This window comes from Alphaproteobacteria bacterium (assembly GCA_017308135.1).
Taxonomy (GTDB): domain Bacteria; phylum Pseudomonadota; class Alphaproteobacteria; order CACIAM-22H2; family CACIAM-22H2; genus Tagaea.
Map to the genome: position 1 here is coordinate 189,296 of JAFKFM010000012.1, position 21,525 is coordinate 210,820.

20 protein-coding genes are annotated in these 21,525 nt (G+C 64.6%); 13 read left to right on the plus strand and 7 right to left on the minus strand.

What is annotated here, in order from left to right; translation table 11 throughout:
* Positions 1 to 60: 60 nt before the first annotated feature.
* Genes J0H39_22310 through J0H39_22325 form a run of 4 tightly spaced genes read right to left on the minus strand, consistent with a single transcriptional unit; the run spans position 61 to position 4,415 of the window.
* A complete protein-coding gene (locus J0H39_22310) occupies positions 61 to 1,404 on the minus strand; it encodes an extracellular solute-binding protein (protein ID MBN9499500.1) in 1,344 nt (447 codons plus the stop codon).
* 32 nt (positions 1,405 to 1,436) lie between these two features.
* Complete coding sequence (locus J0H39_22315; protein MBN9499501.1) at positions 1,437 to 2,393, minus strand: tripartite tricarboxylate transporter substrate binding protein; 957 nt, start codon at positions 2,391 to 2,393, stop codon at positions 1,437 to 1,439.
* Positions 2,394 to 2,410: 17 nt separating this feature from the next.
* A complete protein-coding gene (locus J0H39_22320) occupies positions 2,411 to 3,904 on the minus strand; it encodes a tripartite tricarboxylate transporter permease (GenBank protein ID MBN9499502.1) in 1,494 nt (497 codons plus the stop codon).
* 10 nt (positions 3,905 to 3,914) lie between these two features.
* Positions 3,915 to 4,415, minus strand: coding sequence for a tripartite tricarboxylate transporter TctB family protein (locus tag J0H39_22325; protein MBN9499503.1), 501 nt, complete (start codon positions 4,413 to 4,415; stop codon positions 3,915 to 3,917).
* Positions 4,416 to 4,567: 152 nt separating this feature from the next.
* On the opposite strand from J0H39_22325, the gene J0H39_22330 reads away from it, so the two are divergent.
* From J0H39_22330 to J0H39_22370, 9 genes are all read left to right on the plus strand, one after another.
* Positions 4,568 to 5,539 (plus strand): LysR family transcriptional regulator, encoded by a 972-nt coding sequence (locus J0H39_22330; protein MBN9499504.1) that lies wholly within the window; start codon positions 4,568 to 4,570, stop codon positions 5,537 to 5,539.
* A gap of 156 nt (positions 5,540 to 5,695) precedes the next feature.
* Positions 5,696 to 6,496: a GntR family transcriptional regulator gene (locus J0H39_22335; protein ID MBN9499505.1), complete on the plus strand. Its 801-nt coding sequence runs from the start codon at positions 5,696 to 5,698 to the stop codon at positions 6,494 to 6,496.
* A complete protein-coding gene (locus J0H39_22340; protein MBN9499506.1) occupies positions 6,493 to 8,634 on the plus strand; it encodes a hypothetical protein in 2,142 nt (713 codons plus the stop codon). The genes J0H39_22335 and J0H39_22340 overlap by 4 nt, the downstream gene beginning before the upstream one ends.
* The gene (locus tag J0H39_22345) at positions 8,631 to 9,374 is read left to right on the plus strand and encodes an ABC transporter ATP-binding protein (GenBank protein MBN9499507.1); all 744 of its coding nucleotides are present in this window, start codon (positions 8,631 to 8,633) and stop codon (positions 9,372 to 9,374) included. Before J0H39_22340 ends, J0H39_22345 begins: the two co-directional genes overlap by 4 nt.
* Complete coding sequence (locus tag J0H39_22350; GenBank protein MBN9499508.1) at positions 9,371 to 10,162, plus strand: ABC transporter permease; 792 nt, start codon at positions 9,371 to 9,373, stop codon at positions 10,160 to 10,162. Before J0H39_22345 ends, J0H39_22350 begins: the two co-directional genes overlap by 4 nt.
* The gene (locus tag J0H39_22355) at positions 10,159 to 10,926 is read left to right on the plus strand and encodes an ABC transporter permease (GenBank protein MBN9499509.1); all 768 of its coding nucleotides are present in this window, start codon (positions 10,159 to 10,161) and stop codon (positions 10,924 to 10,926) included. Before J0H39_22350 ends, J0H39_22355 begins: the two co-directional genes overlap by 4 nt.
* Before the next feature lie 20 nt (positions 10,927 to 10,946).
* Entirely contained in the window at positions 10,947 to 11,981 is a 1,035-nt protein-coding gene (locus J0H39_22360) for an NrtA/SsuA/CpmA family ABC transporter substrate-binding protein (protein MBN9499510.1), read from the plus strand.
* A 5-nt stretch (positions 11,982 to 11,986) separates the two neighbouring features.
* Positions 11,987 to 13,012, plus strand: a complete 1,026-nt coding sequence (locus tag J0H39_22365; protein MBN9499511.1) for a Gfo/Idh/MocA family oxidoreductase — start codon at positions 11,987 to 11,989, stop codon at positions 13,010 to 13,012.
* A complete protein-coding gene (locus tag J0H39_22370; protein MBN9499512.1) occupies positions 13,009 to 14,037 on the plus strand; it encodes a Gfo/Idh/MocA family oxidoreductase in 1,029 nt (342 codons plus the stop codon). Before J0H39_22365 ends, J0H39_22370 begins: the two co-directional genes overlap by 4 nt.
* Here J0H39_22370 and J0H39_22375 read toward each other — a convergent pair.
* Positions 14,034 to 14,936 (minus strand): LysR family transcriptional regulator, encoded by a 903-nt coding sequence (locus J0H39_22375; protein ID MBN9499513.1) that lies wholly within the window; start codon positions 14,934 to 14,936, stop codon positions 14,034 to 14,036. The genes J0H39_22370 and J0H39_22375 overlap by 4 nt on opposite strands.
* A gap of 123 nt (positions 14,937 to 15,059) precedes the next feature.
* Here J0H39_22375 and J0H39_22380 point away from each other — a divergent pair, with 123 nt between their 5' ends.
* The 4 genes from J0H39_22380 to J0H39_22395 all read left to right on the plus strand — a co-directional run bounded on the left by J0H39_22380 (position 15,060) and on the right by J0H39_22395 (position 19,779).
* Positions 15,060 to 16,589: a sulfatase gene (locus tag J0H39_22380; protein MBN9499514.1), complete on the plus strand. Its 1,530-nt coding sequence runs from the start codon at positions 15,060 to 15,062 to the stop codon at positions 16,587 to 16,589.
* A 27-nt stretch (positions 16,590 to 16,616) separates the two neighbouring features.
* Complete coding sequence (locus tag J0H39_22385) at positions 16,617 to 17,969, plus strand: extracellular solute-binding protein (GenBank protein ID MBN9499515.1); 1,353 nt, start codon at positions 16,617 to 16,619, stop codon at positions 17,967 to 17,969.
* Positions 17,970 to 18,058: 89 nt separating this feature from the next.
* Entirely contained in the window at positions 18,059 to 18,952 is an 894-nt protein-coding gene (locus J0H39_22390) for a sugar ABC transporter permease (protein MBN9499516.1), read from the plus strand.
* Positions 18,949 to 19,779: a carbohydrate ABC transporter permease gene (locus J0H39_22395; GenBank protein MBN9499517.1), complete on the plus strand. Its 831-nt coding sequence runs from the start codon at positions 18,949 to 18,951 to the stop codon at positions 19,777 to 19,779. The genes J0H39_22390 and J0H39_22395 overlap by 4 nt, the downstream gene beginning before the upstream one ends.
* Before the next feature lie 3 nt (positions 19,780 to 19,782).
* Here J0H39_22395 and J0H39_22400 read toward each other — a convergent pair whose 3' ends face one another.
* Together J0H39_22400 and J0H39_22405 are read right to left on the minus strand one after the other, a co-directional pair.
* Entirely contained in the window at positions 19,783 to 20,604 is an 822-nt protein-coding gene (locus J0H39_22400) for a carbohydrate ABC transporter permease (protein MBN9499518.1), read from the minus strand.
* The gene (locus J0H39_22405; GenBank protein ID MBN9499519.1) at positions 20,601 to 21,512 is read right to left on the minus strand and encodes a sugar ABC transporter permease; all 912 of its coding nucleotides are present in this window, start codon (positions 21,510 to 21,512) and stop codon (positions 20,601 to 20,603) included. Before J0H39_22405 ends, J0H39_22400 begins: the two co-directional genes overlap by 4 nt.
* Between the last annotated feature and the right edge of the window lie 13 nt (positions 21,513 to 21,525).

The window sequence follows — 21,525 nt, forward strand, 5'->3', positions numbered from 1 at the left end:
CAATCCGATGGCGGCGGCCGCCGATCCCTTCCGGGGACCGGCGGCGTTCCGTTTCGTTTCTCAGAGTGCGGCAAGCTTGCCGGTCTTGTAGCCCGCGCGCTGCATGATCGCGTGGCACTCGTCGGCGATCGCGTTAAGCGCTTGCGCGCTCGTCATCTCGCCGATCACCGCCTGGTTCAATCGCAGCTCCAGCACGTCGCCGATCTGCGAGCCTTCCGGCACGCTCCACATCAGATTGACGTAGTCGGAGCTGTCGGCCATCGCCTTCATCCAGCGGTTCTTCGGATCCCGCCACAATTGCTGATCCGACAGCACGTCCTGGCGGACCGGCGGCGCGCCCGCGGCCAGATACTTCATCTGCGCGTCGCGCGTCTGGAACCAGTTGAGGAACGCCAAGGCGGCGCGCTGACGGTCGGCGGGCACGTTTTTGGGAATGCCGCCGAGCCAGTGGCCGAGCACCGGGGCGGGCTTACCCTTGGCCGAGCCGGGCACGCGCGCCGCGTTGATCTTGCCGACCACCGCCGATTTGGTGGGATCGTCGAGCTGCGCCCATGCCGCGATCACCAGCAGCGCGTGCGCAGCGCGGCCGGTGGCGAGGTTCTGGATGATCTGCGCCTGGGCGAGACCGCCGGTTTGAGGATGGCCGGCTTCCTTCGCCATGCGGATATAGAAGTCGAGCGCTTCCTTGCCCGCCGGACTGTTGATCGTGATCGTGTAATCGCCCTTCGGCTCGTCGGCGAACAGCTTGCCGCCGAAGCTGTAGAGATACGGCCACCAATCGTAGGAGATGTCGTTCGGGTTGCCGCGTGCACCGCGCTGCACGATGCCGTACATGCGCGGCGGATTGTGCAGCTTCTTGGCGTTGGCGAGCAGTTCGTCCCACGTCGTCGGCACGGTCAGTTTATGCTCGGCATAGAGATCGGCCCGATACAGCAGCAGCGGAATGTTGCCGTTGACCGGCACGCTCATCAGCTTGCCGTTGGGGTCGTGGGTCTTGTTCCCTTCGTTCCAGAAGACCGTGTTGTCGTAACGGATCATCTGCGGATCGAGCTTGAAGTTCGCGTCGATCTCGTTGATCGGCTTCAGGAAGCCGCCATGGTACATTTCCTGATAGTAGAGGCCGTTCATGATCAACAGATCGAACATGCCGTCGCGCGCGCGCACCGAGGCGCGCTGCTTTTCCAAGCTGCCGCCGAACGGATTGACGTCGAGATTGACCTTATTGCCGGTGTCCTTCTCGTAGGCTTCGACCGCGCCGCGGAAGCCGTCGAACCAGGGCGAGTTGTTGATGACGATGGTGAACGGCACTTGGCGGGTCGCTTGCGCGCGGGCACCGGGGACCCAGGAAAGCGCCGTAACGGCGCCCGCGCCCATTAGAACTTCGCGGCGATTGGTGGTGAACATGCGTCTTCTCCCTTTTCGGATTGCGCCGCCGGTTAACCGGCGGTCACGTTGTTGCGGGCCGCCAGCGCCTTCATTTCCTCGTACTGGCGGTTGATCTCGGCCTCCAACTCGGCGCCCTTCATGAACGCGGCGCTCATGTTGAACTCGGCGAATTTCTGGACCACCTCGGGGTCCTTCATCGATTCGCGCAACGCTTCGGCGAAGCGGTCGACGCGCGCCGCGGGCGTGGCCTTGGGCATCCACCACCAGTAATTCAGATTGAGCAGCAGATCGGTGCCCTGCTCGCGCGCGGTGGCGAGGTTCGGCCAGCTCGGCAGACGTTGCGGCGCGAAGATCGCGACGATGGTGAGATCGCCTGAATCGACCAGCGGCTTGGCTTCGTTGACCGTCAGGAACGCGCAATCGACATGGCCGCCGGCCAGCGCCGTGCGCGTCGGGCCGCCGCCGCCGGTGTTGACGAAGCGGAACTTGACGCCCGTCTTGTCCGCCAGCGACAGAAACAGGAAATGGTTGATGGCGCCGATCTGCACGCCCGCGCGCAAATCGCCCGCTTTCGCCGCCGCCAGGAAGCTTTTGAGATCCTGATACGGCGCCTTGCGATTGACGACGACGGTCACGTACTCGGCCGCGACCTGCGCGACTTTCGCGAACGCTTCGGGACCGAAATCCATGACCTTCAGCGCGGCGGCGGTCAGCAGCGCCTGATGGACGGCGAGAACGGTGTGACCGTCGGGTGCCGCATCGCGCACTTGGCGATTGCCGATCGACGTGCCGCCGCCGACCACGTTGGCGACGGAGACGGGCTGGCCCAAAATGCGTTGCAGCGGCGTCTGGAAGAAGCGCCCGATATAATCGGCGCTGCCGCCCGGCGGATTGGGCACCACGATACGGATGGGCTTGTCGGGATAGGCTTGCGCGAAAGCGGGCGCAACGCCCGATGCCGCGAACGTGGCGGCAGCGGTTCCGGCAATAAAGCTTCTGCGGCGCATGGATGTCTCCCTATTTGTTATCCGTTTTGGGTTGCGGGGATGCGGGGGCGGCGCAAATCGCGCCACAGCGGCCAGATGAACATCGCGATCGCGACGGCGAAGAAGCTGACCGCGATGGGGCGCTGGAACAGCGGCCAGATCGACCCGTCGGTCGCCATCAGGCCGGCGCGCAATTGCCCTTCGGCGAGCGGTGCGAGGATCAAACCGATGACGAACGGCCCCAGCGGCACGGACGCGAGTTCCAACAGGAACCCGACGATACCGAAGGCGAGCATCGTCCATACGTCGAACAGGCGCCCGTTCTCGGCCAGCGCCCCGATCACGCACAACACCATGATCGCGGGCAGGATATAGGCGCGCGGCACGTACATCAGCCGCGCGATCCAGATGCAGCCCAGGATCATCATCCCATACATCGCGATGTGGGACAGAAGATGCGAGGCCATCAACGCGCCGACCACGTCGGGCGAATTGGTGAACAATGTCGGGCCCGGCTGGATGTTATGCATCAGTAACGCCGCCAGCAGGATCGACGCGGCGGGGCTGCCGGGAATGCCCAGCGTGATCATCGGGATCAATGCACCGCCGGTATTCGCGTTGTTCGCGGTTTCGGCCGCGACGATGCCGTCGTCGAAGCCGGTGCCGAATTTCTCCGGCGTCCTCGACAGATTCTTCGCGGTCGAATAGGCGACGATGGAACTCACACTCGCCCCCACGCCGGGCAACATGCCGATCCAGATGCCGATGATCGACGAGCGCAGGATGTTCCAGCCCTGTTTGATATAGTCGCCCGGCGACAGGAAAATGCCGCGCAGACTGGGATCGAGCCGGTCGAAGCGCTGGCGCGCGTGCATCGCATCGCCCAGCACCTGGCTGACCGCGAAGGCGCCCAAAATGACGGCGAGTTGGCTGAACCCGCCCGCCATTTCGTTGAAGCCGAAGGTCAGGCGCAACTGGCCGGAGGTCTCGTCGACGCCCGGATACGACACCAACATGCCGAACAAACCCGCGAGCAAGCCCTTCGTGACGGAGCCCTGGCTCAACGTCGCGATCAGCACCAGCGCCATGAACACGAGCGCGAAATTCTCGAACGGCCCGAAGACCAGCGCCAAGCGCACCATCCACGGCGACAGCAGCACCAATGCGAGCCACGACAAGGCACCGCCAATCAGCGACGCGGAAATGCCGAGCCCCAGCGCGCGCCCCGGCCTGCCGCCGCGCGCCATCGGAAAGCCGTCGAGCGTGGTGACGACCGCCGACGGTTCGCCCGGAATGCGCATCAGCGTCGCGGTGATCAAACCGCCCGAGATGCCGCCGACATAGATCGACGTCATCAAGATCACGCCGTCCGCGCTGGCCATGCGATAGGTGAAGGGCAGCGAAAGAGCGAGCAACGCCCCGCCCGTCAATCCCGGCAACGCGCCCACGACGATGCCCATGAACGTGCCGAGCAACAGCAGCATCAAGGGGCTGGGCGAAAGAACGTGCAGAAAGGCCTGTGCGAGATCCATCGGCGCGGCCCTACGGTAGATCGATCAGCATCGCGCGAAATCCAAGATCGATCCCCGCACCGAGCACCACCGCGACAACCGCGAGAATCAGCAACGCGCGCGGCGTGCGCACGCTCAGCACCCAGCCCAAGGCGAGCATGTAGACGATCGACGCCGCCATAAATCCGACGACGGGCATCACCACCACGAAAGCGATCGACAATCCCACCGCCCAGACGGAGAAGGACGGCACGACCGAGTACGTGTCGTCGACCGCTTCGTTGGCGGTGAACAAAGCTTGCGCGTGCCCGCGCGTCGAATGACGCAGCAATACGCGCGCGAGCAGGAAAATAGCCAAAGCCAGCACGCAGGCGGCCGTCCAGAACGGCACCGCCGCCGCCCCGACGGGATCGTAGGGCGCTTTGGGCTGGTTGCGCAGGCCCCACATCGTGAATAACGCGACCGCGATCATGGCGAGCGCGAATGTCGCGTCACCTTTCGCCAGGCCGGACTTGCGGTCCTGCTCGTTCACCGGCGTGCTCCCTCCGGCCGCCAGCGTTCGTCTCGGTGCCGCAGCCGCTTGTGTTGTATGCGACCTTGACACCTGACGATGGGTCCGACAACTACCATGTGGGCCCAGATCGATAACCATTGGCTATAGGGCGTTTCGCGGAGAACGGACTCATGCAGTTGCAGCAATTGCGTCACGTCGTGGCGCTGATCGACCATCGCAGCTTGGCGAGTGCGGCCAAAGTGCTGGGAATCTCCCAGCCCGCGTTGAGCAAAAGCCTGCGCCGTTTGGAAAGCTATCTCGGCGTCAAATTGTTCGAACGCACGCCGCATGGCGTTCTGGCGACGGAGTTCGGCCGCGAGTTCGCGCGCCATGCGCGCGCGATCGCGTCGGAAGTGTCGGAGGCCGAACGCACGGTCGGCGCGATCCGCGACGGCCGCGAGGGGCGTATCGCGATCGGTTCGGCGCCCAGCGTCATCGCCAGCGTGTTGCCGATCGCGACCGCGCGATTGCTGCGCGGGCGCAACGATCTGAAGGTCACCGTCGTCGGCGGTCTGCACGACCGGTTGTTCGAATGGCTGCGCGCGGGCGAGCTCGACGTCGTGATCTCCAACCTCGTCGATCAGCCCGACGATTCGGATCTCGAACAGGAAACGCTGTTCGTCGATCGCGTCGTGCTCGCCTGCCGGCCGGGCCATCCGTTGACCGCCAAGCGCAATCCTTCGAAGAAGGAGCTCGAGCGCTATCGCTGGGTTCTGCCCTCGACCTCGATCGTGACGCGCCAGCGTTTGGAACTGGCGTTGAAGGGACATGGCATCGCGCCGCCGCGCCTGGCGGTGGAGACGAACTCCCTCGCCTTCATGCGTGCGATGATTCTCGAAACCGACTGCCTCGGTTACTTGCCCGCGGTCACATTGTTGCCGGGGCGCGAATGTGCCGGCGTCGTGCCGGCGGGGGCGGGCTGGCTCGATTGGCATCGGCCGGTGGGCTTGACCTTGCGCAAACGAACGGAACTCTCGCCGGCCTGCCGTCGCTTGGTCGCCGAACTGCGCAAAGTCTGCGCCGAGCGCTTCCCCGCCAATAAGCGCGGCATCGCGCATAAGGGCGGCCCGATGCGTGGCGCCGATCGCGATGGATTGATCTAGCGCCATTCGGACGGCGCTGCGTATCGCGGCGATATCCACGATCCGTTTTTTACGGCGAAGATCGTTTCGGCGGGCATTTCCCAAACCCTTCTTCCTCGGATCGTCCTTGACTGGATGTTTAAATGACTATATGTCTAAACATTATGGGGAGTAAAGATGCTTAAAACGGACGCCTCCGGCCTCGTCGCCGAAACCCAGCGCCTCGACGGATCCGATACGGGACCGGTCGTGCTGGAACCGTTCGTGCGCGGCGACCGCGTGCCGATGCATATCCAGATCCATGAGAATCTGGTGCTGCAATTGACATCGGGCAAATTCGGCTCGGGTGCCGAGTTGCCGCCCGAAGCCGCCCTTTGCGAACATTACGGCGTCAGCCGCGGCACGATCCGCCAGGCGCTGGCGGAGTTGGCCCGCGACGGGCTGATCGAACGCCATCCCGGCCGCGGCTCGTTCCTGCGCCGCCCGAAATTCGAAGGCAGCGTCGTCGGCTCCTATTCGCAGTTTCGCGTCGAAGGTCCGCCGCTCGATCCGGGCGCCCATGTGTTGGATTGCGTGACGCGCAAGGCCGATCCCGTCCTCGCCAAGGCGCTGGGCTTGGGCCACGAGCGCAGCGTCGTCATGCTGCGCCGCTTGCGTTTCGCCGGCGGCGTACCGGTCACGCTGCAAACCAGCGCCCTGCCCGCCGCGTTGTTCCCCGGCCTCGCCAAGCACAATCTGACCGAACGCCATCTCGTCGATATTCTGCGCGACGAGTACGGCGTTACGCTGGTGCGCGCGGAAGAACTCATCGAGCCCGCGATCTGCAACGCGTTCGACGCGCGCCAACTCGGCATTAAAGCGGGTGCACCCGTCTTCCAGATCGAACGCCGCACCTTCTTGCCCGACGGGCGTATCGGCGAGTTTCGTCGCGCGGTGATGCGCGGCGACGTCTATCGCTATCGATTGGATCTGCGATGAGCGGCCTGCCGATCACCCAAGCGCATGACGGCGCGCATGGCAAAGCGGCGTTGTCCGGCCCCGCCCCGGTCGTCGCGGGCATGTCCGGCGAATGGACCGTCACATACACGGCCGGCCCCAACGGTTTGGCGCCGGGCGGTGCGGTCGCGCTGATCCGCCGCTGGCCCAGCGATTGGGATACGCCGCAAACCGACAAGCCGGGCAAGCCCGGTTTCACCACGATCCGCGTGGAACCGTCGCGCCCGCATCGCTGGCGCACGCGCCGCTCGATCGATTGGCATCCCTTCGATCATGTTTTCGAGATCGAGCTTCCCGATGGCCTGCCCGCCGGTGCGACGATCTCGGTCGCGACCAAAGGCCGCGCGCAAACCTTCATCGAAGAGCAGTCGCCCTTGTCGGTGCGCGTGCGCCCGGCGAAGGCCGAATGGATCGAGATCGACGTGCTGAACGTCGAAGTCGTCGCCGCGCGCGCGGCGGTCGGCGAATTGATCGCGCCCAGCGAAATCGTCGCGGGCGAAAGCTTCGAACTCGTCTATCGCATCGCCGACGAATGGGGCAATCCGGCCGAATTGACGGAACGCCCGACACCTTCGGGTGCGAAGCTCGAACCCTTGCCCGACCTGCCCGGCATCCGCCGTTGGCGCGCGACGATCGACGCGCCCGGCCTGCATCGCTTGGAGCTAACGGGCAGTCTCGGTCACGTGATTTCCAACCCGATCCGCGTTCATGCCACGGCGCCCGCGACGCGGATTTTCTGGGGCGATATCCACGCCCAGTCGCTGGTCGGTTGCGGGGCGCGGACGGTCGACGCGTTTTTCCGCCATGCGCGCGACTTCGCGCGGATCGATTTCGCCAGTCATCAGGCGAATTGCTTCCTGGTGACCGGTCCGGAATGGACGGAGACGGAAACCGTCACCGCCGAATACAACGAGTCCGGCCGTTTCGTCACCCTGCTCGGCCTCGAATGGTCGGCCGATACGGCGCGCGGCGGCGACCGAAACTTGTTCTTCCCCGACGATACGGCGCCGATCACGCGGTGCAGCCACGAATACGTGGACGACAAATCCGACATCGCGAGCGACTTGCCGCTGGCCGAGGATTTCCACGCCAAGTATCGCGGCAGCGATGTCGTCATCGGCCTGCATGTCGGCGGCCGCACGACCGATCTGTCGCGCCACGAACCGTCGGTCGAACGCCTGATCGAGATCCATTCGACGCATGCGACGTCGGAATGGTTCGTGCTCGACGCGCTGCGGCGCGGCTATCGCATGGGGGTGACCGCCGGCAGCGACGGCGTGGACGGCCGCCCCGGCGCCAGCCATCCCGGCCATCAAGCGGTGCGCAATGTGCGCGGCGGCTTGGTGGCGGCAGCGATCCCCGTCCTCGATCGCAAATCGCTGCTCGCGGCACTTCATGCGCGCAATTGCTACGCGACCAACGGTGCCCGCATCGCGCTGCGCTTCTCCGCCGACGGCCAAAAGATGGGCGCGGAGTTTCAAGCCAAGCGCCCGCCGCTGCTGTCGATCGAAATCGATGGCACCGCGCCGATCGAAGCGATCGATATCTTCCGGGGCACGGAGATCGTCCACCATTTCGAGCCGCACGCCAAGAACGCGGAACTGTCCGATCGTCTGCGTATCGCGTGGCGTGGCGCCACGGCGCCGGGCAATTTTTCCCGTGCGCGGATGGTGTGGGACGGCGCCGCGACGCTATCGGCCGGCGAATTCGCCGATCCGCAAGGCTACGCGCTCGACACGCCCGACGAAGGTATCGTCGGCGTCGAGCCGCGAAAGATCGCGTGGCGCTCGGCGACCGGCGGCGATTGGGACGGCATCACCGTCACGCTCGCCGCCCCCGGCGACGCGACGCTGGCGATCGACACGCCGCAAATCTCCGCAACCGTGCCGGTGGCGCGTTTGCGCCAAGGCCCCGCCGTTTTCGCCGACGAAATCCCGCATCGCGAACTCGAGCTGCGTTTCCTGCCGAAGGATTTGGGGCCGTCGTCGTGGCGCGGCGAGTTCCGCGACGGCGCCATGAAGCCGGGCTGGAACGCCTATTGGTTCCGCGTGCGCCAATGGGATGGCGGGATCGCGTGGTCGAGCCCGATTTTCGTCGAGATGACGGGGACGCCGCGATGATCGAAATCGCCAAACTCGCGAAGGTCTTCGCCAACGATTCCGGCGCGCCGGTGCTGGGCGAGGTCGATCTTGCGATCGCGCCCAACGAATTCGTCGTGCTGCTCGGCCGCAGCGGCTGCGGCAAGACCACTTTGCTCAATCTGATCGCGGGTCTCGAAACGCCGTCGGGCGGCGAATTGCGCGTCAACGGCAAGAAGGTCACCGGCCCCGGTGCGGGCAAGGGCATGGTGTTCCAGCAAGGCGCGCTCTTCCCGTGGCTCACAGCCAAGGCGAATATCGCCTTCGCCGCCGTCAATCGCGGCATGAAGAAGGACGCGGCCGACGCGCTGGCGCTGGAACTTCTCGCGCTCGTGGGCCTCGCGGCGGCGGCCGAGAAATATCCGTTCGAATTGTCCGGCGGCATGCAGCAGCGCGTGGCGATCGCGCGCGCGCTGGCGCTCGATCCCGAAATCCTGCTGATGGACGAGCCCTTCGGCGCGCTCGACGAAATCACCCGCAACGAAATGCAGGACGAGTTGCTGCGCGTCTGGGCGCAACGGCGCAAGACGGTCGTGTTCGTCACGCACTCGATCTGGGAAGGTTTGATCCTGGCCGATCGCGTGCTGGTGATGGCCCCGCGCCCCGGCCGCTTCGTGCTGGAACGGCGCATCGATCTGCCGCGCCCGCGCCGGCGCAGCGACCCGACGCTTGTCGCCCTCTACGACGAAATCTGGTCGCATCTGCATGGAGGGCCGGCTTGAGCCCGCGGGCGCAGGCTTGGCTCGTTCCCGCCGCCGTGCTCGCGGCGTTCCTGGGAATCTGGGAATTCGCCGCCGATCAAGGCTGGCTGCGCCCGATCCAATTTCCGCCGCCCAGCCGCCTCGCGGGTAGTTTCGTCGATCTCGCCACGCGCGGCTTCCCGCAAGGCATCACCTTGTGGACGCATGCGGGGATCACCATCGCGCGTATTCTCGCGGGCCATATTATGGCCGTGGCGTTGGCGATCCCGCTCGGCATTCTGATCGGTTCCTATCCGCTGCTCGATCGCGCGACTTCGCCGCTCGTCGCGTTCTGCCGTTCGATCGCGACGCTCAGCCTGTTGCCGCTCGCCCTCGTCTGGTTCGGCACGGGCGAAGCGTCGAAGATCTTCCTGATCGGCTATGGCTGCTTCTGGGTGATGCTGTCGGCGACGATCGGCGCCGTCAAGCTCGTCGATCCCGTTCTGATTCGCGCCGCGCGTACGATGGACACGCCGCAAGCCGAGATTTTCCGCCGCGTGGTCCTGCCCGCCGCCGCCCCGCGCTTGATGTCGGGCGCGCGCGTGGCGCTCGGCGTCGGTTTCATGGTGATCGTGGGGGCCGAGATGATCGGCACGATCCGCGGCCTCGGCTCGCTGATCATGGAAGCGCGCACCTTCTATCGCACCGACATCACGATGGTCGGCATGTTGTGCATCGGCGCGTTCGGGCTTGCCATCACGACGGCGATGGCGAAGCTGGAAGCCTGGCTGATCCCCTGGCAAGCGCGGGTCGAGGGACAATCCAAATGACGCGCGACGATTCATTCTTCGCCCGGCATGCGGGCTGGTTCGGCGTCGCGTTCTTCCTGGCGCTGTGGGAAGCCGCCGCGCGGTTCGGCTGGCGCGACCCGTCGATCATGCCCGCGCCCAGCCAAGCGATCCTGGCGGCGATCGTCCACCTGCCGCCGGGCGAACTGGTCGAGCATGTCGCGTGGAGCCTGTGGCGCGTGTTCGCCGGGTTCGGCATCGGCGCGGGGGCGGCCATCGCACTCGGCATCGCCGCCGGCTGGTATCGGCCCGTGGCGCTCGTCGCGCGTCCTTTCGTCGAGATTTTGCGCCCGATCCCGCCGCTCGCCTGGATTCCGATCGCGATCGTCTGGTTCGGCCTGGGCGAGCCGTCGAAGATCTTCGTCATCGTCATCGGCGTGTTCTTCCCCGTGTTCACCGCGACCGCGCGCGGCATGGCATCGATCCCGCCCGTGATCCTGCGCGCCGCGCGCACGATGGACGTGGACGGCGTGCGATTGCTGATCAAGGTCGCGATCCCCGCCGCGATGCCCGATATCGCCACGGGCTTGCGCATCGGCTTCGGCCTGGGCTTCGGCGTGTTGGTCGCGGCCGAATTGATCGCCGCCGAACGCGGGATGGGCCATCTGGTGATGGAAGCCCGCCAGCTCGGCCAACTCGGCGTTTCCATCTTCGGCATTTTCCTGATCGGCATCGTCAATCTGATCGCCGATCGCCAGCTCGCCCGGCTGATCGGCCGGACGATCGGCCGCTGGCACGCGCTTTAATCAAAAAGGGAGGCTAGACCATGAAACGACGCACTTTCGTTATGACCGCCACCGCCGCGCTCGCCGCACCCGCTTTCGTGCACGCACAAGCCAAGCCCGAAGTGAGCAAGCTCGGCATCGGCTTCGGCCTCGATCCCGTTTTCGCACCCCATATCGTGGCGATGGAAAAAGGCTGGCTGCGCGAGGCGGGCTTCACCGACATCGCGACACCCAGCTTCACCAGCGGCGCGCTTGCTGGCGAAGCGCTGATCGCCGATCAGATCCAGCTGTGGACGCCGGGCAATTTGCCGCCGATCTCGATGGCAAATTCGGGCGTCCCGGCCGTGGTGCTGGGCACCAACTGCATCGCCACGCAGGCCGAACAACTCGTCGTGCGCAACGACGCGAACGTGACGAAACCGGAGGATCTCTACAAGATCCGCATCGGCCTGCTCGCGGGTTCGACCGCGTCGGCGACGCTGCATATCCTCGCCAAGCACTACAAGCTCGACGAATCCAAGCTACAGGTCGTCAATATGCCCCCGCCCGAGCAGCTCGCGGGGTTGACCAACAACAACATCCAAGCGCTGCTGTGCTGGCAGCCTTGGGCGCATAACGCGCTGCGCCTGGGCAACACGACGATGCTGCATTCGGGCACGACCAGCGGCTTCGCTGCAAACAAGGGCGCCAAGGTGCAGGTCTCGGCCACGCGCTCGCTGTTCGTGGCGAGCGAAGCCTTCGTGCGTAAGAACCCGATCGCCACGCGCACGCTGATGGCCATTCTGGTGCGCGCCCAGAAATACGTCGCGACCGCCGCCAACCGTGCGGAAGTGATCGATCTCGTCGCGCAGAAGACCCGCCAGGACAAGGCGCTGGTCGAAGCGATTTGGGGCGATTACGACTTCAACCCGGCCTTCGACGACGCATACGTCGCCGATATGGACGCGCTGGGCGCCTATCTCGTCGCCTCCGGCCGTCTGCGCAGCGCGCGCTCGCCGCTCGACTACACCTTCACCGATCCGGTCGCGGCGGCGGACGGCGCCTTGGTGAAGCGCGCCGGGCGCTGGAAGGCCTGACCGCGATGGCGCGCATCGGGATTGCTTTCGTCGGAACCGGCTTCATCGCCGGATATCACCTGGACGCGCTCGCGACGATACCGGATGCCGACATCCGGATCGTCGTCGGGCGCGATCCCGTCAAGGCGGCTTCTTTCGCCGCCCAGCGGGGCATTCCGGCCGGCACAAGCGATCTCGATGCGACGCTGGCGCGGGCGGATATCGGCGCGATCGTTGTCGCCTCGCCCGACGATACGCATGAAGCGATCTGCCTGAAAGCGATTGCGGCGGGCAAGGCGATCCTGGTGCAAAAGCCGATGGCGCCCGATGCCGCCGCGTGCCGGCGGATGATTGCGGCGGCGCAAGAAGCCAAGGTCGATCTGCAAGTCAGCTTCATGCACCGCTATTTCGAGGAATTCGCCGCCGCGCGCGATTTGATCGCGACGGGCGAAATCGGCACGCCGACGAGCGCGCGGATGCGCAACGCGACCCCCGGCCCCGATTGGGGCGATTGGTTCTTCAAGAAGTCGCGCGTCGGCGGCGGCGTGGTGCTGCAACTCGGCGTGCACGGCATCGATCTGCTGACACAGCTTTTCGGCCCCGTCGCATCGCTGAACGCGACGACGGCGATCTTGCGCCCCGAACGGCGCTTGGCCGACGGGCGCGTCGTGACGGTCGAGAATCCCGACAGCGCCTGGGCGACCTATCGCTTTGCCAACGGCGTGGCCGCATCGCACGACATGTCGATGATCGAAGCGGCGGGCACCGACCGTTTCGGCATGGAGATCTACGGCACCGACGGCACGATCCAATTGCGCGGGGTCGCGGGCCCGTTGCGCCTGCGCCGCAAGGGTGCGACCGCATGGGAAACGCCCTCCCTTCCCACCCCGCCGCTCGGCCAGCGCCATCATCAGCGTTGGCTTGATGGCCTGTCCGGCGCCAAGCCGAAGGAAACCACCGCGCGCGACGCGCTGGCGGGCTTGCTGATCGCCGAAGCGATCGAGCGATCCGCCGCCCGAGCCGGTGCCGCAACGCAGGTCGAACAGCCATGATCCGGATCGCGATCCTCAGCTTCGCGCATTATCACGCGAATTTCTGGACCGAGGCGTTTCTCGCCGAGAAGGATGTCCAAGTATCGGCGATTTGGGACGACGACGAAGCGCGCGGGCGCGAGGCGGCCTCGCGATTCGGCGTGAACTTCGAACCCGATCTCGCCAAAGCGATCGACCGTGCCGATGCCGTCGCGGTGTGCAGCGAGACGGTGAAGCATGTCCCGCTGATCGAAGCCGCCGCCGCGCGTAGCAAAGCGGTGTTGTGCGAAAAGCCGATCGCGCGCGATCTCGCCGACGCCAAGAAGATCGCCGCATCGGTCCGCGCATCGGGCATCGTGTTTATGCAGAGTTTCCCCAAGCGCTTCGATCCGGTGTCGCACGAGTTGCGCCGCTTAGTCGCGGCGGGCGAACTCGGCCGGATCGGCATGGTGCGTATCCGGCACGGGCATTTCTACGGCCTCGATCCCGAATTCGGGCAACGCTGGTACGTGGACCCGGCGAATTCCGGCGGCGGCGCCTTGCTCGACGAAGGCGTACACGCGGCCGATTTCCTATGCTGGACGTTCGGCTTGGCGAATAGCGTCGTCGCCAGCGCTTCGTCGGCGCTGGGATTGAAGGTCGAAGACCAAGCCATCGCCACGTTTTCGTGGGACAACGGCATGATCGGCGAAATCGCGTCGAGCTTCGCCTTCGCCGCCGCCGATTCCTCGATCGAGATCTTCGGCACCGAAGGCACGGCGATCGTGTCGGGCGTCGATCTCGCCTCGCGCGATATCACGCCATCCGGGTTCCTGAAGACCTTCCGCCGCAACTTGCCGACACGCGAATGGCGCATCAGCGATCTGATCCCGCAATTCAAGCGCGGTCAGTTCCATCACCAGAACGCGATCGCCTTCGCGCAGGCGCTGCGCACCAAGACGGCACCCCCGATCGGGCTTGACGACGGTATTCGCGCGCTGGCGATGATCGAAGCGGCCTATACCTCGATCCGTTCGGGCCGGCGCGAGAAGATCGCGGCCCTCTAGGGCGACGCGGCGGAACGGCGGAGCAACTCGATCAGCGCGTTGATGGGGGCCACGTTCGCCAGCGTGCGTGCGAACATCGCGCCACCCTTGAAGCGCGCACCCTCGATCGGCAAGGGCAATTCCACCAGCCCTTGACCGACGGCGGAGACGAGCAGGCCGCTCGCCACGCAGCCCAGATACGGCCCGCTGCGTAGCAACTGAAAGATCGCCATGACCGAGGTGGACTCCACCGCGATGCGCGGCGGCTCGGCGCCCATGCGGCGGAAAATGCTTTCGCGGGAGGCGACGGTCTCGTCGTCGTCCTGATAGACGACCCAAGGATAGGCGGCGAGATCGGCGGCGGTGATCCGCCGCTTGGCCGCCAGCGGATGCGATTTCGACGCGATAATGCACAGGCGCACATTCACGATGTGCCGCGTCTCGATATAGTCGGGAATGCCAGTCGTGGGCAGACGGCCGACGACGATGTCGAGATCGCCGCCGAACAACGCGGGCAGCGTGCGCGGATTGGCGCCGACCGATAGATCGATGCGCAAGCGCGGAAAACGCACCTGCAGCTCCGATATCGCGGCCGGCAGCAACGCGGCGGCGAAATAAAGCCCGGCGCCGACGCGCAAATGCCCTGTGCGCCCCGCCTTGAAAGCGCCGAGTTCGGATTGGGCGAAGTTCCATTCGGTTTCGATCTGCTTGGCGTGGCGCAGTAACGCCACACCGAAGCGCGTGAGCACCACGCCGCGCGCGCGCCGTTCGAACAGCGACACGCCCAACTCGCGCTCCAGCCGATGGATCGCTTTGCTGACCGCCGGCTGGCTGATCGACATTTCCTGGGCGCCGGCGCTGATGCTGCCGCCCTTGGCGACCGCGAGGAACGGCCGCAGCAGGGCCACGTTCTGCAACATAGGTATTCCTTGGGGTTATTCAAATAGGCCGAAATGGAACTTTACGGACTATCTCGCCGGATGAAAAGCTTGGGGGATCGAGGCGCCCAAATAACGCGCCATAAAGGGGAGAAAGCGCCGGCAATGCGTACCGTGTTCGTCCTGTTCGATTCCCTCGTGCGCTCGGCGATGAGCGCGTACGCCGATACGCATGTGCATACGCCGACTTTCAAGCGCTTCGCCCAGCGCGCGGTGACGTTCGACAGCCATTTCGTCGGCAGCCTGCCCTGCATGCCCGCACGGCGCGACATCCATACCGGCCGGATGAACTTCCTGCATCGCAGCTGGGGCCCGATGGAGCCCTACGACAATTCGTTCCCCGAGATGCTGCGCGACGCGAACATCCATTCGCATCTCGTGACCGACCATATGCATTATTTCGAGGACGGCGGCGCCACCTATCACGGGCGTTTCCGGTCCTGGGACTTCATCCGCGGCCAGGAATACGACCCGTGGAAGGCGATGGTCCAGCCGCCGATCGAACGGCTGCAGGAGAAGTACAACGTCAAACACTACGACTTCGCCAACAACTGGAAGCGCCTGCAGAACGCGATCAATCGCGAATACATGATCGAGGAGAAAGATTTCTGCCTGCCGCGCTGCTTCGATAGCGCGTTCGAATTCCTCGACCTCAATCGCGGCGCCGACAATTGGTTCATGCTGCTGGAATGTTTCGATCCGCACGAGCCGTTCCACGCGCCCGACCGCTTCAAGGACCGTTACCGCACGGGCTACAATGGCGGCATTCTCGACTGGCCCCACTACGAGAAAGTAACCGAGAGTCCCGAAGAAATCGCGGAGATCCGCGCCAATTACGCGGCGCTGATGACCGCCTGCGATCATTACTTCGGCAAGCTGCTCGATTATTTCGACAAGCACGATATGTGGAAGGATACGGCGATCGTATTGTCGACCGATCACGGCTTCCTGCTGGCCGAGCATGATTGGTGGGGCAAGAATCTGATGCCCTACTACACCGACATCTCCCATATTCCGCTGATCATCCATCACCCGGCACACGCGCGCAGTGCCGGGCAGCGCCGCACATGCGTGACCCAGACGATGGATCTGATGCCGACGATCCTCGACATGTTCGGCATCGCGATCCCGCCCGAGGTCTGCGGCCGTTCGCTGCTGCCGATGCTCGACGCGGACGAGCCGATCCGCGACATCGGAATTTTCGGCATGTTCGGCGGGCCGATCGGTGCGACCGACGGGCGCTACACCTACTACCTCTATCCCGGCGACCTCTACGGGCCGGGTCTGCACGAATACACGCTGATGCCCACGCATCTGCATTCGCTATTCAGTGCGGCCGAAATGAAGACCGCGAAGCTGCGCGAACCCTTCGATTTCACCAAAGGCATGCCGATCCTGAAGATCGACGCGCTGATGGATGCGCGCCGCATTCCCGTCCACGACGGCAAGCAATTCGACCCCGGCGTCGGCACGACGCTGTACGACATTTCGGTCGATCCCAAACAGTTGAAGCCGTTCCGCGACGACGCGATCGAACGGCGCTTCCTGCGCGGGATCGCCGAACAGATGCGCCTGCACGACGCCCCGCCCGAAATCTACGCCCGCTACGGAATTGGTCCCAAACTGGCCGCTTGACGGCCGCTTAAAACGAGGGAGGAAACCATGAATTTCCAATTCGCGACCGCATTCGCGGCGGCGAGCGCCTTGGCGTTCACGGCCGCCGGTCCGGCCGCCGCTCAAGCGCCCTTCGCCGATGTCGGCAAACAGGCCGAGATCTCGATCCTGATCAACTCGTCGCCCTGGTTCGGCGGATTCGAGAAGGCGGTCGATCTTTACGAAAAGCAGACCGGCAACAAGGTGAAGCTCGACGTGACGCCCTATGGCGGCATGCTGGAGAAGGCGCGCAATGCCGTACGCGCGGCCAATAGCCCCTACGACATCCTGAATCTCGACGCGCTGTGGACGATCGAGTTCTACGAAGGCAGCTTCCTGAAGCCCTTCGCCGAGATCGATCAGAACTTCGCCCTGCCCGCCGAAGTGCTGACATTCGAGGATTCGAACTACTGGAACGCGCAGCGGCGTTGGCGCACCCGCGACGGCGGCCAGCTGATGGGCTATTCGCCCAACGGCAATATCCACGTCCTTTATTATCGCGACGATCTGCTGAAGCAGGCCGGCTTGCAGCCGCCCAAGACCTGGGACGACGTCGGCGCGATCTGCCAGAAGCTGAAGAACCCGCCGGGCATGTACGGCTTCGTGACGCGCGGCGAAAAGGGCAATCCGATCCGCTACGACTGGACGCCGTTCCTGCAAGGGGCGGGCGGTTCGATCGTGAAGGCGCCCCAGGACGGCGATTACACCGTCACGATCAACTCGCCCCAGGCCAAGCAAGCACTCGATAAATTCATCGAGTTGCAAAAGAACTGCGCGCCGCCCAACGTGGGTGTGATCGGTCAGGGCGACGTGATCCAACTCCTCGCCACCGGCCGCGCGGCGCAAGGCCTTGCGGTCATCGCCGCATGGCCGACCTTCGACGACCGCCAAAAATCGGCTGTCGTGGGCAAGATCAACACGGCGGTCGTGCCCGGTTTCCCCGGCCGCAATCCGGGCGTGGCGATCGGCAACTGGGTCTTCACCGTGCCGAAGAACGTCTCGGCCGAACGCCAGCGCGCCGCCGTCGCCTTCTCGCGCTGGTTCCTGACCGCCGGCGCGCAACGCGCCTATGCCGAAGCCGGCGGCATTCCCGTGCGTTCCGACACATTCGCGTCGGACCTCGCGGCCAAGCCGGAATTCCGCTGGATGAAGGCCTATCTCGACAGCCAGCAATTCGCCCGCCAGGAACTCGGCTACGCCGAAGGCGCGCAGGTCGAAGCGGTGCTGGGCCTACGCTTGAACCAAGCGCTGATTGGCGAAATGTCGTCGGGCCGCGCGCTCAACACCGCCGCGCGCGAGATCGAGGAGATCTTCCAGCGTAGCGGTCGGCGTACCGGCAAGCTCGACGCGCTGCCGGAGTGACGTAAAGGACCGGGCCGGAAGGCGGGGACCGGGTCGCGCGATCCGGTCCCCGTCGCCGCATCCGGCCCCGCCCGATGGATGAGATGCGGATGAAAGACGACTTCCTCAACCGGACTTTCCGCCACTGGAGCATGTGGCCGTGCCTGGCGTTCCTGCTGGTGCTGTCGGTCTACCCGGTACTCCAGCTTATACCCATGGCGCTATCGACCATCCAGATCACCGCCGAGGGTACGTTCTGGACCTATTCGCCGCGCCGCAATCTCGACCTGCTGCTGGGTGACGCCGTGCTACGCGACGCCGTCGTCAATACGCTGGTTTTCGTCGTGCTGTCGGTCGCCATCGAAATGGTGCTGGGTTTCTTCGCCGCGTTGTTCATCGCCTGCATGCCGCGCGGCCGCAACTTCGCGCGCACGGTGATGATCCTGCCGATCCTGCTGCCCGCCGTCGCGATCGGCAGCATGTGGAAGCTGATGTTCAACTATGATTTCGGCCTGTTCAACCAGATGGTCGGGTTGATCGGGCTGAACCCGATCAACTGGCTGGGCGACACGCGCTGGGCGCTGCTGTCGATCGTGATCGTCGATGTCTGGCACTGGACGCCGTTCGTGTTCCTGATCCTGTTCGCATCGATCGAGACCCTGCCGCAGGACGTGCTGGAGGCCGGCCGCGTCGATGGCGCCACGGCGTGGCAGATGATCAGCCTGATCATCCTGCCGCTGTTGGGCCCCGCCTTGGCGGTCGCGGCCTTGTTCCGCGCCATCGTCGCCTTCAAGGCGTTCGATCAGGTCTATCTGCTGACTTCGGGCGGGCCCGGTACCTCGACCGAGCTGCTCAGCCTGCATTTGAACCGCGTGTTCTTCGAGCAGAACCAGCTCGGCTACGGCGCCATGCTGTCGTTGAGCATCATCGGCGTGATCGTCGCTACCCTCGCCGTCGGCAAATGGTCGGCGACGCAGATCGAACGCAAGAGGACCGGCCGATGATCCCCCTGCACGGCCGCGCGGCGTGGATCGGCTACGGCGTCGTGGCGCTGGCGATCCTGTTCATCGTCGGACCCACGGCATGGATCTTCCTCAATTCGATCAAGTACCAGATCGCGATCTATTCCGGCGCTTGGGTGTTCGAGCCCACGCTCGACAATTATATCGACGTGCTGTTCAGCCGCCGGTCGGACCTCGTTCACAATCTGTGGAACAGCTTCGTCGTCGCGGGGCTCAGCACCGTCGCCGTGCTGGTCGTCGGGTCGCTGGGCGCTTACGGCGTCCATCGCTGGTTCCGCAGCCGCCTGTTCGCCAAGCTGCTGATGGGCTGGGTGCTGATCTTCCACATGATCCCGGTCATCACGCTGGTGGGACCCTGGTATCTGTTCTTCCAGTCGCTCGGCCTCTACAACACGCTGCTGGCGCTCGTGCTGACCCACATCACCATCAATCTGCCGATGACGATGTGGATCATGCTGACCTATTTCAACGAAGTGCCGACCGAGTTGCGCGAGGCCGCGACGATCGACGGCTGCGGCGACTTCACCACCTTCCGGCGGATCATTCTGCCGCTGGTGGGGCCGGGCCTCGTCTCGTCCGGCATCCTGTCCTTCGTGTTCAGCTGGAACGAATTCGCCATCGCGCTGAACCTGACCGCGCGCGACACGGCGACCGTGCCCGTCGCCATCGCGCGCTTCGCCCAGCAATTCGAGATCCAGCACGCCCAAATGGCCGCGTCGTCGATGATCGCGATCGTGCCCGCACTGCTGCTGATGATCTTCGGTCAGCGCTTCATCGTGCGCGGCCTGACGACCGGCGCGGTCAAGTAACCGTCACTGCTTGACCGATCCGGCCGCGAGGCCAGAGACCATATAGCGCTGCAACGGCAGGAACAGCAGCAGCGTGGGCAGCGTCGTCAGCGCCGAGCCCGCCATCACGTTGCCCCAATCGGTGACGTTCTCGCCGAAATAGATATAGAGGGCGAGCGGCATCGTTTTCATCTCCTCCTGCGTGAGCAACGCGACGGAGAAGAGATACTCCGACCAGCACAGCAGAAAGGCGTAGGTCGCCGTGGCGACGATGCCGGGGAACATGATCGGAAAGACGATGCGCCAGACGACCTGGAAATAGCTCGCCCCGTCCATGATCGCGGCTTCGTCGAGGCTGCGGGGCACCGCGCGCAAATACCCGACCAGCAGATAGACCGAGAACGGAATCGAGATCGCGACATAGACGAACAACATGCTGCCCCAGTTGTTCAACATGCCCGCGCGCGCGAACAGGATGAACACCGGCGTCACCAGAATGATCCACGGAAAGGTCTGGCCGAGCATGACGGTGGCGAACAGCGTGCCGCGCCCGCGGAAGCGGAATCGCGAAAACGCATAGGCCGCGTTGACCGACACGAAAGTCGATAGCAATACGGCACCGATGCACAGCACCAAACTGTTGAGAACGTTATGGCCGAACCCGGCGGCGAAGAGGCGCGTGTAATTCTCCAACGTCATCGACCAGCGTGTGGCCGAGAACATCGTGTCCGGCGTTTTCAGCGACGCGATGAACACCCAGGCCGTCGGATAGATCAGGAATGCGAGCGCGAAAGCCGTGACGGCCAGCGTGGCGAATTGCACCGATGCGCTCGGGGTGCGGTTCATCGATCTTCCTCCTCGACCAAGGCGCGCGCGGCGACGTAGCGCAGATAGATCATGCCGAACGCGGTCATGATCATCGCCATCACCACGCCGGCGGCGGCGCTGTAGCCCAAGCGGCCGTCGATGAAGCCTTTGATGTAGATCTCCGTCGCCATGACGTTGGTGAACGTGCCAGGCCCCGCCCCGGTCGTGAGCCACACATAGATGAAATTGTTGAACGTCCAGAAGGTCGACATCATCGCCATGACGATGATCGCCGGCTTCAGATGCGGCAGATAGATATAGCGCAGCAACTGCGTGCGGCTGGCGCCGTCGATCTCGGCCGCTTCGACCAATTCGCCGGGCAACGATTGCAGACTCGCCATGAATGTCAGCGTGACCAGCGGCAAAGTATTCCAGGTGATGATCAGGATGATCGACGGCCAAACCCAATTGGCGTCGGCCAAAAACGGGATCGGCTGATCGATGAAGCCGAGCCACATCAGGAATTGATTGGCCGCCCCCACGCGCGGATCGAGGATCCAGCGCCACACCACGATCGCGACGACCGGCGGCGTGGCCCAGGGCACGATCAGCAGAATGCGCGTCAGCGTCGACAGGCGCCAAGCGCGGATCGTTCGGCTGTCGAGCAGGAAGGCGAGCGCCAGGCCCAGCACGATACGCACCGTCACGCCCACGACGGTCAGCCAGATCACCGTGTTGAACATGACCCGGCGAAAGCCGGGACTGGTCAGCAGTTCGATATAATTCTCGAGACCGATCCAGCGTCCGCCGTCGCGCAACTGGAAAATATCGAGATCGGTCGCGCTGATGTCGAGATTGAAGACGAACGGATAGACATAGAAAGCGCCGAGAAAGAAGAAGGCGGGGACGAGCGCGAAAGCGACGAAACCCTTGGCATTCGCGTGCATCGTGCCGTCCCCG